Source organism: Echinicola rosea (assembly GCF_005281475.1).
Lineage (GTDB): Bacteria > Bacteroidota > Bacteroidia > Cytophagales > Cyclobacteriaceae > Echinicola > Echinicola rosea.
This window is the reverse complement of record NZ_CP040106.1, coordinates 5,550,925-5,563,362: the sequence shown is the minus strand read 5'-3', so window position 1 is coordinate 5,563,362 and position 12,438 is coordinate 5,550,925. Positions and strand designations below refer to the sequence as shown.

The window sequence follows — 12,438 nt, the reverse complement described above, 5'->3', positions numbered from 1 at the left end:
AAAAGCACCTTCAAGTGGATTGGAGGTGCTTTTCTTTTTCTATAACCTTAGTTTTTCAAATTGGTGAAAATTACTATATTTGATTTGGGGATAACTGTTTTTTACGGAATAATACTGCTGTTCTATTTGGGTACACAGTTGCTGCACCGCAACTATCGCATCCCCTGGCCTTTAATATGGCAGGAATTCGCAGAATATTTAAAATAATATATCCCAATAAAAATTGACAAATGGAAGGTTCGGAATTAAGCGTTCTCCTATTGTTGGGAGTGATAGCATTTATTTGGTTGTTACCGCTTCTAATAATTATCAGTTCCAGTAAGACAACGGGAAGTGAAAAACTAGCATGGATATTGGCAGTAGTTTTCGTTTCTTGGTTTGCTTGGATTTTTTATATACTGCTTGCCCCAATAAAAAAGAAATATTGAAATATACAGTTCTTAATGCCAAAAACGAAACATTTAAAAGAGGGGCTCGTTTTGGTTTAGGATTAATGGCTAATTGGATGATGAATAGGTGATTTAAATGGGCATTGTTTTCTGGAAAAATAGAATTATGCGATCAAGGATTATAATATTCGCAATTATTTCCATAGGGGCCCTTCTATGGGGCTGCCAAGTGGATGGTATAGAGGTCAAAGACGGAATATACAAAGGGACATTTACCGTTACCTATAGCTCGGGGACACAAACTGGTCGGACGACATTGGAATTGAAGGATGGGAGGTTTTCCTGTTCAGGTAATTCGGATAGAATTCCTGCCGGAGGTTCGGGAACATTCTCTGCCGATAATAATAAAATTACTTTTAATGATGAAAATCCTTGGACAGCTGACTTTGATTGGGGCTTAATACTAAGCGGTGTTTATGACTATACATTTGATGGGAAAAAGCTATTGATATCTTCTAACAATAATGGTGTGGGACAATACAAATATGACCTGGAAAAACAATAATACTACTTCGAAAAAACAACCGGTCTAAAGGTAAGAAGATCTCAAAATTCAATTCTTAACGCAACGTATGGTTATTTGTTGGCCTGCACTATTTCTTCTTCCTATTCCCGTCCAAAATAGAGAAAGTGTCCTTGTAAATAATTTAATGTTTTCAGGATCTTCATTGTTAAACGATGCGTATCGAACAGAATGTTGTTCAGCAACTATCTCGAGTACAAAAGTAGAAGTAATTTCATCACCATAGTCAAGCATCCTGCCTCTTGGAAGACTGGAAAAACCATATTCATCGGTTGCATATTCATTGTCAAACCAAAGCCACTCTACATCTGGATAAGAGCTTTCATCGTTGGAGATTTTTTTTAGCTTTCCTGATAAATTTAGCTGAGAGCCTCTATTGTAAGTCTCCAAATCCACTTCTTCCTCAGGCATCCCAATAATCCTTTCCAATTCTTTCCATTCATCATCTGTACTTATATGCCATCCACATGGGCAAATGTTTCTAGGGTCGGTAGCTACTGCATCACTGTATAAACTAACAGGTACACCCTCATGTGCAACACCAAAGGTATCTTTTGAAAAACTTAAATCTCTTGTAAAGGTATTTTCGGAGAATAATTGTAGCGAATCCCCATTACAAAAGACTTGTGATTTTAGATCCTCTGCCATCCAATACTGTTCACCGATTTTCACAACCCTGTATTCATTGCCTCCGGCATCGGTCACTTTGGTGATTTCTCCATCTCTGCCAATTTCAAAATAATCCTCATGGTACTCAAATGGGCCAATGGCCAACTCGATAAAGTTCACGGTTCCTTGATTCTCAAAAACCTTTAAATAAAAATGATAATGATTATAGGACGAAATGGAGAGCTGCTTAATTAAAGATTGCCCATGGAAATTTTCGTAAATGGTCAAAGTAGGGGCCAGTCCCTCCTTAACGTACAAATATAGTAACTCCCCTTGGTCACATGGAATTAGTTCATCCTTATTGTTCAGGAATGCACGCTGTACGAATTCATTTTTGACGGTTACAAGTCCATACTCGGTCGTTCCATGTAAGGTGATGTCCACGTTGGTTCCATCCAAATTAAACTCGCCAGAAATATTAAATGGTAAATAAGTCTCAAAATCTCCTCCCATAACTTCAGATTTGAAACTGTATGTACCTAACGGCAATTGGATTTGGTAGGCTTTGGTAAAATCATTCGGATTATATTCTAAATTGTATACTTGTCCGGTAGCCTTATTGGTGATAACCAATATGGCTGATTCCTTAAAAATATGTTTCCATTCGGAATTTGAAGCAACCTTACTATTGGGCGAATAATTTGTTAGGTCATCAAATACAATTTTTGAGAATGAGGCGGTACCTAGTAGTGGATGGTCAATCGTTTCTTGGGTACATCCGAAAATGAGAAAAAGTACAATAAAAAAAGCGAAAATGGATTTTTTCATGACGATAAACTTATAAATGGAAGGAATACTAGGTTCATTAAATTTAGTAATTAATCTCTCCTTTGTTTTTGTAGTTGTTTAAAATGTATATGAGTTACATTAATGATGGTTTTAGTTCTGATAAAAGATAAATGAGTGATGAGGCCCTTACAGAAAAAATAACCCATAATTTCATCTTGATTAATTATCATACCAAAATTAGAATGAAGGTTGCGCTTATTCTTATTATCCTTAATCACTCCACAAAGTTAGCTTTCGGGCTGCAGGGGCGGCCATGAGCTTACGGCATAAACACAGGACTTCCCGCCGTGCCCTCCTTTATTCCGTTGCCACTTGGCCTTGTTTGCCCTCTAGCTGTAGGGCTTCCATAATTAATTTCTAACCTTAAACATGAAATGTTATGGAAAGCAACAACAACACCGTTCTCAGCCAAGTAGCCGAAATTACCTTAAGCTACCGCCCCAATTCCAAGATGTCAGATAAGCCGCAGATTGTTTCCTCCCAAAGTGCAGCCAAAGTGCTCAGGGCCAATTGGGACGAATCCAAATTGGAATTCATCGAAGAGTTCAAGGTGATATTGCTCAACAGGGCAAACCGTGTGCTGGGCATTGTCAACGCCTCGTCCGGTGGAACCTGCGGTACCGTGGTGGACCTGAAAGTGATCTTTGCAGCGGCCATGAAGGCGTCGGCATCGGGAATCATCCTTGCCCACAACCATCCTTCCGGAACCCTTCGCCCCAGTGACCAGGACAACCGCCTTACCGAGAAAATGGTCAAGGCTGGTAAATTGTTGGATTTGCCGGTTATGGACCATATCATATTGACCGCAGAAGGGTACTATTCATTTGCTGATATGGGAGGGCTTTAGGGCCTTTTTTTATTCATTATTTCAAAATGAGTATGATATCTATTTTATAGAATTGGCTAGGTCTGCTAAATGAAAATGAGTTATTACACTTTTGCGACAATTTCTGTCAAATTTTATACTGTGATATAAAAGTTTATTACTTTACCAAAAAATCATTTTATACTCAAAATAGGTCAGATCATTTACAAATATGTCTTCAAAATTTAATGACCGTTTTGTGGTTAATAATCGGAAATCAACTGATTTAACATTTTCACATCCAGATTATATTTCTTTAAATGGAAATTCAAATAAATAATGCAGAAAATACTGAACAAATATTGCGAATATAAAAATGGGCTTTTCATTTTTCCGTTACCTACAGGAATTGGTAAAACCTATCATGTTTTAGAGTACATTTTAAAAAAATATAAGGAAAACCGTAAGATTTTCTTTATTACCAATCTCAAGAAAAACTTACCCGTTCAGGAGCTGAAAAATAAGTTTAGGCAGTGTGGTAAAAAGACGGATTTTGGGAAACATTTTATTGCTCTGGATTCAAATGCAGATACAATTATAGGGACTCTTTTAAAAACCAACTGTCCTAAATTTATTACTGACATGCCTGAATATAAGGCTTTACACAATTGTGTTTCCTTAGTTCAAGGATTTGATGAGCAAAAAACCAAAGATGCTTTTACAAAACAATTAATTGAAAAAGCCAAGGACGATATTCGTAAAACTCATGAGCCAAAATTTCGCAGGGGCATTACAGATTGGTTAGATGATGAGTTGAAAAAAGCCAATAAAAAAGATTTAACAGAATCAATAAAAATCATTTACATACAAAAAAATCATCCTTGGTTAGTTGAGCTTTATCCTGCTATTTTATCCTCCAAAAAACGAATATTTTTCTTAAGTGTGGATAAATTCTTTTTAAAGAACACCACACTTGTGAGGCCATCGTATTATTTCTGGGAAGATAAAATTACAGAAGACGCTATAATATTCATTGATGAATTTGATGCTACCAAATCGCATGTACTTAATCAGATTATTGAAAATGGATATTCTAAAAAAGTAGATTTATTAGGGCTCTTTACACATTTATATTCAAGTTTGTCCACCTTACAGGTACCACAGGATATAGTTCAGGAATCAAATGAAAGAATTGCGTTAAGGGATAAAAATATAAGTGTACCCAAAATAGCTGATATTTTTGATTCTTTCTCCCATAAAGTGAACCAAATCAATGAGCAGTATAATATCACTGTTCCATTTAAAACGGTTAACCCAGATAGAGTTAGGAGCTTCCTATTCCAAGATGATGAATTTCATACGATCTTAAGCGAAGGAAAAAATTTTGTGAGACTTACTTTTTCTGAAGAAAGATTAATTAATGAAATTCACTTTCAAAAAGAATCTATCGGTCAAAATGGGAATGTCTTGGGATTAATTAATCAATTGAAAGGTTTCCTTCAATATTTTCGAAAGGGAATTTTCTATATAGCCTCTAATTATCAAGAGCTAAAGAAACAATATAGTTCTAACAAGGATGAATTTCCAATAGAAAGTGCACTTCATACAACATTGGACTTATTTAACTTACCTGATGATTGGAGGAAGTACCTTATTGACTCCATACTTAGTAATGAGGGGAATTTCATAAAAGCCAATAAACAAGATGATATAGTAGATTTAAATTTTTATATGAATGGTTTTAGGTACTATGATTTTTTTGATAGTGATGACCACGATTTAAAGTCTAAAATTTATCAGTACCAGTACGAAAATACACCTGAAAAATTCCTGTTGAATGTTGCCAGAAAAGCAAATATAATTGCCATATCGGCTACAGCGGATTGCCAAACTGTAGTGGGGAATTACGACCTCAATTTCCTTAGAAAGCGATTAGGTGAAGGTTATCGAGAAATGGAAAATTCCGAGTTGATAGATATTGAAAAAGAATACAGGACTAATACAAAAGGTTACTCTCAGGTGCAGATTAATGTTGATTTCATTGATGTCAAAAATCATAAAACTGAGTTATTGAAAATTTTTGGTCAGGAAAATGAATTGGCAGACTATTATTTGTGCGAAATTCAAAAAGGCAGTCCCAAGGATCATGTGATTGACAGATATGTTCGGTACTTCAAAGTATTTAAAGAGTTTGTTTTGAATAAAAATATTAAATCCTTTTTGGCTTTGGGAATGGCCCTTCCTGACAATAAAAAAACAGATTTTAGGATTGACCTTTTTGAAAAATATGCACAAAATATCATAGACCTATTTGGTAATAAAGAGGATTACAAATCAGGTAATCCTGCAAATTCCATCTATGTAGTTGATAGTTCTGATTTTGATTACAAGAAAGCTTATATCCAATCTACCTTAAGCCACGGATTTAAACTTTTTGTTATTTCAACATACAGAACGGTGGGAGCTGGCCAAAACCTTCAATATATGGCTCCTGAGGATTCAAAACTTGTGAAAATCAATGATTTTGATAATAAAGAAAACGAAAAAGACTTTGATGCCATTTATATAGACAAACCAACCCACCTAATTGTTAATGTAAACAGTAGAAAAGTTAAAGAGACCCATATAGTTGAACGCATATTTCAATTGGAATCACTCGCCCAAAAAGGTCAGGTAAGTAATGATCAATTAAAGCATGAAATAAAAAAAGGATTTACAAAATTATCTGGCGCTGAATACATAGCACATCCTTTTTATGATAAATCAGAGAATAACCTTTATAGCCTTTCTGATATATCAAACAATGCCACACGAATTTTAAATCAGGCAATTGGAAGGATGGCGCGTTGTAATCAAAAGAATCCTTATATTCATATTTTCAGTAGTGCTGAAAATATTCCTTATCTGCAACAAAGTGATCTATCCAATAAGCTTCTAACAAGGGAGTTTGAGGAATTAGTAAAAAAAGCAAGTAATGGCTCTTTAGAAGCTGACAATACCTCAGAGTTAAAAGGAATAGGAGAATATAACAACCAGAGAGCTTATAATTTTATTCATCAACAAATAAGATACATATTTAACGAACAACGAAATGCGAACTGGAATAAACTTCGTCGTTTAGTATTATCCTATCCAACCTTTGATGAAAATGATGCGGTTCATGTAAATCTTAAAGATTATTACGTAGAACTGCCTACCGATCGTAAGCATATAAATTATACCCAAAAACAAGATTACAAAAATGTAAAGATTGAATTTACAAATACTGAAACGGCTAGTATCTCTCCTGCCAATTGTAATCTACCATCATTTATGAGAAATAAGGAAATAAAGGAGCTTTTTGTAAAAGAAGGATTTGCTACTGATTTTAGAATAGGCAAATATATTATGACTCCTGTTCTATACAATAATATTTACAAAGGGGCATTGGGCGAAGTTATTGGCTGGCATCTGATAAGACGGTATTGTCCAAATGCAAACTTGGAAAGGCTAGCTGGTGATGAATTAGAACAATTTGATGCAAAAGCATTAAATGATATTTATATAGATTTTAAGCTTTGGAATGATGCTTTTGAAAGGAATGATCGAGATGAAATTTTAAATCATATAGGTAAAAAAATGCATAGGACTGGAGCCAAAAAAGTACTCATTATAAATATAGCTTCAAATAAAAAACCAGTTTTCAGGCAGTCTTTCCATGATAAAATCATAGAAATACCAGCAATATTTGATTTGGAATCTAGTAATCCTATTTCTGAGGCGTTTTACTTTATTAACAAAACAATCAATGCATAGAGTAGCTACAAATAAGATTAAGGTCAATTTTCATTTTGATGAAATCAATGGATCATTTAGTTTCATTAGAATAAAATCGAGTGAGAAAAAATACTGGAATGCTCTATACTTAGATGCTTTGGTAAAACAACCTGTAGTTAAATCAATTGTTCACGAAAATGAACCATCGTTTTATACTATGTTAAGCGTTAGTGAGGATGAGGCTGTTATCATTGTTGAGCAAATTGTCAGTAGGCATGATTCTTTAAGTGCCGAGGTTATTTCCCCTGAAAGTATAGAACCACATTACCTGGCCCAACTGCTAATCAATAGCCTTTCAAGCAACAAGTCTAAGTTCTTTAGCTTTAACAACCTCTCAGGAAAGTTCTATTACTCTCACCCAAGTTGGTTCAAGAAAAAAGGTAAAACAATTTGGCAAATACCAACAATACAGTTTAAGGTAACAAAAGACTTTACCCTACAAGAATCCGTGGTAACCTTTACCTCAATATCCAACAGGAAATGGATGACTATTACGGAGAAACGTTTTCATGAATTACCCCGATATTATTTTAACAGTTCCAATTATACCTTAAAGAGGAAACTCCCGAATGAAAAACAAAATGATGAAGATATTTTCATCATGAGACAGGTAAAGGGAGCAAAAAAAACAGTTATTCCTTTAATTGATTTCAGCTCTTGGGATAAATTTCTGCGTTCAAAGGCAGGAGCATGGTATCACTTATTATCAAAAATAGAAACTGATTTAAAAAACTATATTGATATTCAATTTGAGTCTTGGGACAATGCTCAATGGTCCGGGTTTAAGCAGGCTAATTCAGAATTTAAGGAAGAAAGGCTAAATCAGTTATTTCAAGAGAAAAAGACCATTTTAATTGATAATATTTCAAATAATGATTCTGTTAATTTCAGCAAGAGATTCAGTGAATTCCTAAAAGAACAGCTAGAGATTTCAATAAGAATAAATACCAAACCAAGAGAAGGTGATTTTTGCATAAGACTAATTAATAACAAGGAGAATCAGGAAGGTGACGTTGATCAATACTTGGAAGCAGGTAAATTATTTTCAAAAAGAATAGCTGTCCACCACATTACTTTTGAGGACTTTTCAAATAAATTCGAATTTTACCTAAATAAGGAAATAAGTGCATGTGAGAGTTCTACTAGGAAGAAACTTGAAAAACAGAACAAAACAGCTTTAGCAGCAGTAAAAAACATACTTAAAGAAATCGTAATCAAAGATGATGTTCTAAACAACAATATTACGGTTACAGATTGGGGATCAAATCAGTACAAGAAGGATTGGATGTTTGCATGGAAAGATGATACAAAGGATGTTGACCGGATAGGTTTTCTTAAAATTTGTCCAAATGGGAATTTAGAATTTGAGGTATTGGACTTAAGTGACCTATTTTCTTCTTCAAAATACGATCAATTCAAGAAGTACTTCGAACCACTCTATTCAAAAGGAAACTTCAAACCTGAAGGTTTAATAAAGACAAAAGACGGTTTCATTAATTTGATAGGCACAACAAATCTTAGGGCATTACCAGCTTTCAAAAAGGTTGGCAATGCTTTGGAAAAAGAAACGGAAGATTTTGAATTGGATAAGGATGAATTGATAAGTATAATTAGCCGATGGAAAAAATCTGAATCTTCCGAAGTTCATGATGACATTATCAATCAATTGAACATTTTACCTACGAATGTCATAAATCGCAAGAATGCGTTGGGGTTGAAGTTTAAAAAACCGAATCTTGCGAAAGAACTCCTTAATGAACTTCTATTTGAGGAGAAGGGTATTATTTTAAGGAATTTCCTTCGTGGTAAGAAAAAAAAATACGAGCTATTCAATTCCAATATTGACATTGTGTACAGAACAAATGGTGAAGGTGTGGAATACTTTGTTGGCGATAAAAGTAAGGGTATCAAAGCATCGTTTAAAAACTATTGTAATATAAGAAGGGCTGTTCCAATTGAAAATGCCCCCATTCTTTTTGACGAGTTAATTGAAACGATGAATGTTGACTTTGTTAAACATGAGGGGTTAACAGTTTTACCCTTTCCTTTCAAATATATTAGGGAGTATCTTAAGATTCAAAATCTATTAAAATATGTAAGATAAATTCGTATCTAGCAATAACTATCAATACGTATAATTTCGACAGAAGGGGCTTTTGGCCAAATTGTTATCATTTTATTTTTAGTCCATGGGAAAAGGAGAGTGGGGTGGAACAATGTAAAAGGCATGACGCCAACAGGAAATGTTTAAACATTAAGGAAGTCCTAACGGTATTTGTTTCCTCCTATTCGAGTCGTCCTTAGGTACATGATTGAAAAGAGTTTATACGTTTTCGGACGAAAATAAATACTCATAGCTAAAACGTTAAACTTTACTTTTACCCCCACCTAGTATTGGTTGGTCCGGGATTGGAGTGCCTTCTAGGATATATTTCAAAAATCGATAAAGATCCTAAATCAATAAGATTTTATTTCCTGCTATTAAAACCACTAGCATGGAATAAACTATTTAAGATCAATTATGTGACCGGTAGGTTTACTTGTTGGCAAGGTTTGGAAAAATTGAACTTTTCATTTTATGTAAACAATATTATTGACCCGTATGTATTTCATAGAATGCCCTGTAGGCCTAATATTTAAACTGTACTTTTATATTCTTTGACAAAAATTAGTTAATCGATTTAGCAAATTGATTTTTATTTTATTACTTTTCAAGCAAAAATAGAATATGTTATAGCTATTCATCCTGTGCACATCATATATAAGATGTAAAGGAGGGATTGAATTAATAATTTACCCAATGAAACCAAGAATAATCCATAGTGCAGTAATCAGCGTTTTTACGGTTTTAATTGTCACCACTAACGTTACCAAAGCCCAAGACGCCTATTTTGTGGACGGATACCATGGAGGGGTATACGGTCATTATCCAAGGTGGCAAACCCAGTTTATGGTCGACCAACTTTCGCAACATCCCAATTGGAAGATCAATCTAGAAATTGAACCGGAAACATGGGATTCGGTAAAAGTTTATGACCCCAAAGCTTATAAGGCTTTCCAAAATGCCATGGTAAAGCCAGGATTTGCCGAAAGAATAGATATTGTCAACCCGTCTTATGGGCAGGCTTACCTCTTTAATATTTCCGGAGAGTCCATTATAAGACAATTCGACCTTGGTATCCGCCATATGCGGAAACATTTTCCTGAAATGTCCTACACTACTTATTCTTCGGAAGAGCCCTGCTTTACGAGCGCTTTGCCACAGATTCTAAAGTCCTTTGGGTTTAAATATGCCGTGCTGAAAAATCCAAACACTTGTTGGGGCGGCTATACCCGCGCACATGGAGGGGAACTGGTCAATTGGCAAGGACCTGATGGCTCTTTTATCAAAACCGTGCCCAGGTATGAGAGCGAAGCTTTAGAGCCCAATTCCACGTGGCAGACCAGGGCATGGGGCAATGGGGAGTCCTATATACAAGCTGCTTTGGAGCAGGGTATCCCACATCCGGTAGGAATGTGCCTGCAGGATGCAGCTTGGAAGGGCGGTCCCTGGCTGGGAGCTGATAAGCCCCTTTATCAGCCCTCCCATTATGTTACTTGGACCAATTACTTTGAAAATATTGCAATATCCGAGGCTGAAGATGTTTGGGACTTTAGCCAAGAAGATGTTCTGGTCAGCCTGGTTTGGGGCTCCCAAGTGATGCAGCAGTTGGCCCAAAATGTAAGGGTGGCAGAGAACAATATTACCTTGGCGGAAAAAATGGCGGCTTATGCCAAGGCCTATTCTGGCGGAACATGGTCTGCGGAAAAGTTTGACGAGGGATGGAGAAACCTTGCCCTTGCCCAGCACCATGATTGTTGGATAGTCCCCTATAACAGGGTGGAAGGTAATAAAACATGGGCCGATAAAGTGGTGGATTGGACCGGCATTGCCAATGAGATCAGTGCGGAGGCCATAGATGGTATCCTGGGTGGGAAAGCCACTGAAATAGAAGCCCCTTTATCCATAAATGTCTTCAACGGCCAAGGGACCGCAAGGGAAGAACTGATCAAAGTGGATGCCGAAGGCTTAAAGCAAGGAAATTGGAAGGTAATGGATATAAAGGGCCAGCAAATACCAAGTCAATTGGCCTATATAGATGGACGGCAGCAATTGTTGTTTAGGGCAAAGGCGGGGCCATTGGGCTTGAGCAGTTTTCGCCTGGAACAGGCCAATGTACCAAAGGGAAATGAAACCAGGGCCCTAAAGATGCCAGATGGAAAAGTGCAGGTCGATACAGATTATTATGAAGTAATCATCAATCCGGCCAAAGGAGGAGTTATCGAGAGTTTAAAAGCAAAAAAGCTGAGAGGTAAAGAGTTGGTGGACAAGGGGGATGATAGGGCTTTCAATGAGCTGAGAGGTTATTTTTATGATTTGGGCAAGTTTCTTTCAAGCACTGAAAGCCCTGCCAAGGTGGAAATCGTAGTGAACGGGCCCTTGATGACCGCTGTTTCTGTCAAGGGGCATATAGGAAAGCATCCTTTTGAACAGTTGATAAGTTTTTATCAGGGAGAGAGAAAGATAGATTTTGAAGTGACCATAGACTGGCAGGGGAGCCCAGGAATAGGGGAATATTCCCAGATGGAAAATTATAAAGCCGTAGATCCCAAAAAAGCTTTTTACAATGATGCCTATAAGCTTTTGGTGCATTTTCCATTGGCCTTGGATCAGCAGAAGGTATTTAAAAATGCGCCATTTGATGTGACAAGAAGTGAATTGGAATCTACCTTTTTTACCCGGTGGGACAGCATAAAAAACAATATTATCCTGAACTGGGTGGATGTAATGGATGAAACGGAAAACCTTGGCGTAGCCCTGTTTTCTGATCATACGACCAGTTATGCACATGGCAAAGACCACCCTTTGGCCCTAAATATCCAATATTCAGGCAGGGCACTTTGGGGCATGAATTATAAAATCGAGGGACCTACCCATGTCAAATATGCCCTGGTGCCCCATCGGGAAAAATGGGATGAAGCAGGGATCTGGATGGAAAACGCCAGATGGGATGAGCCCCTTAAGGCCCAACTAACAACCACCTCAACAGGAGATGTGGCCCATCAATCCCTGTTGGAGCTGGAAGAAGAAGGCTGGCAAATTACCACTGCCCATTTTGCAGGAAAGGATTTGCTGGTGCGATTGTTCAACGCAGAAGGAACTGCTGGACAATCAACGGTCTTGGTGGATGGGAGCTTTAAGCGCGCAGAATTCGTAACGCTCAATGGAGAGAACGCAGAGGTCCTCGAGGTATCCGGCAAATCGCCGAGAAAGATCCGATTGTCCATACCCCGTTTTGGGGTGAGGACCTTGAAAATAAAAGATTACCATCATTAATCCACTTTGA

Annotated in this window: 7 protein-coding genes; 6 read left to right on the top strand and 1 reads right to left on the bottom strand. The window is 36.7% G+C overall.

Features of this window, described 5'->3' with window-relative positions:
* Positions 1-346 precede the first annotated feature (346 nt).
* Both FDP09_RS23900 and FDP09_RS21570 read left to right on the top strand, forming a co-directional pair.
* Complete coding sequence (locus FDP09_RS23900; protein WP_187328742.1) at positions 347-520, top strand: hypothetical protein; 174 nt, start codon at positions 347-349, stop codon at positions 518-520.
* A 35-nt stretch (positions 521-555) separates the two neighbouring features.
* Positions 556-954: a hypothetical protein gene (locus FDP09_RS21570; RefSeq protein ID WP_137404574.1), complete on the top strand. Its 399-nt coding sequence runs from the start codon at positions 556-558 to the stop codon at positions 952-954.
* Between the two features lie 48 nt (positions 955-1,002).
* Here the strand turns inward: FDP09_RS21570 and FDP09_RS21565 are convergent, their stop codons facing one another.
* Entirely contained in the window at positions 1,003-2,409 is a 1,407-nt protein-coding gene (locus FDP09_RS21565; RefSeq protein WP_137404573.1) for a fibrobacter succinogenes major paralogous domain-containing protein, read from the bottom strand.
* Between the two features lie 400 nt (positions 2,410-2,809).
* Here FDP09_RS21565 and FDP09_RS21560 point away from each other — a divergent pair, with 400 nt between their 5' ends.
* From FDP09_RS21560 to FDP09_RS21545, 4 genes are all read left to right on the top strand, one after another.
* Positions 2,810-3,277: a JAB domain-containing protein gene (locus FDP09_RS21560; protein WP_137404572.1), complete on the top strand. Its 468-nt coding sequence runs from the start codon at positions 2,810-2,812 to the stop codon at positions 3,275-3,277.
* A 297-nt stretch (positions 3,278-3,574) separates the two neighbouring features.
* Positions 3,575-7,030 (top strand): hypothetical protein, encoded by a 3,456-nt coding sequence (locus tag FDP09_RS21555; protein ID WP_137404571.1) that lies wholly within the window; start codon positions 3,575-3,577, stop codon positions 7,028-7,030.
* Complete coding sequence (locus tag FDP09_RS21550; protein ID WP_137404570.1) at positions 7,023-9,155, top strand: hypothetical protein; 2,133 nt, start codon at positions 7,023-7,025, stop codon at positions 9,153-9,155. Before FDP09_RS21555 ends, FDP09_RS21550 begins: the two co-directional genes overlap by 8 nt.
* A gap of 696 nt (positions 9,156-9,851) precedes the next feature.
* Positions 9,852-12,428 carry a glycoside hydrolase family 38 C-terminal domain-containing protein gene (locus FDP09_RS21545; protein WP_137404569.1) on the top strand — a complete coding sequence of 859 codons (2,577 nt, stop codon included), beginning with the start codon at positions 9,852-9,854 and terminating at the stop codon, positions 12,426-12,428.
* Positions 12,429-12,438 lie beyond the last annotated feature (10 nt).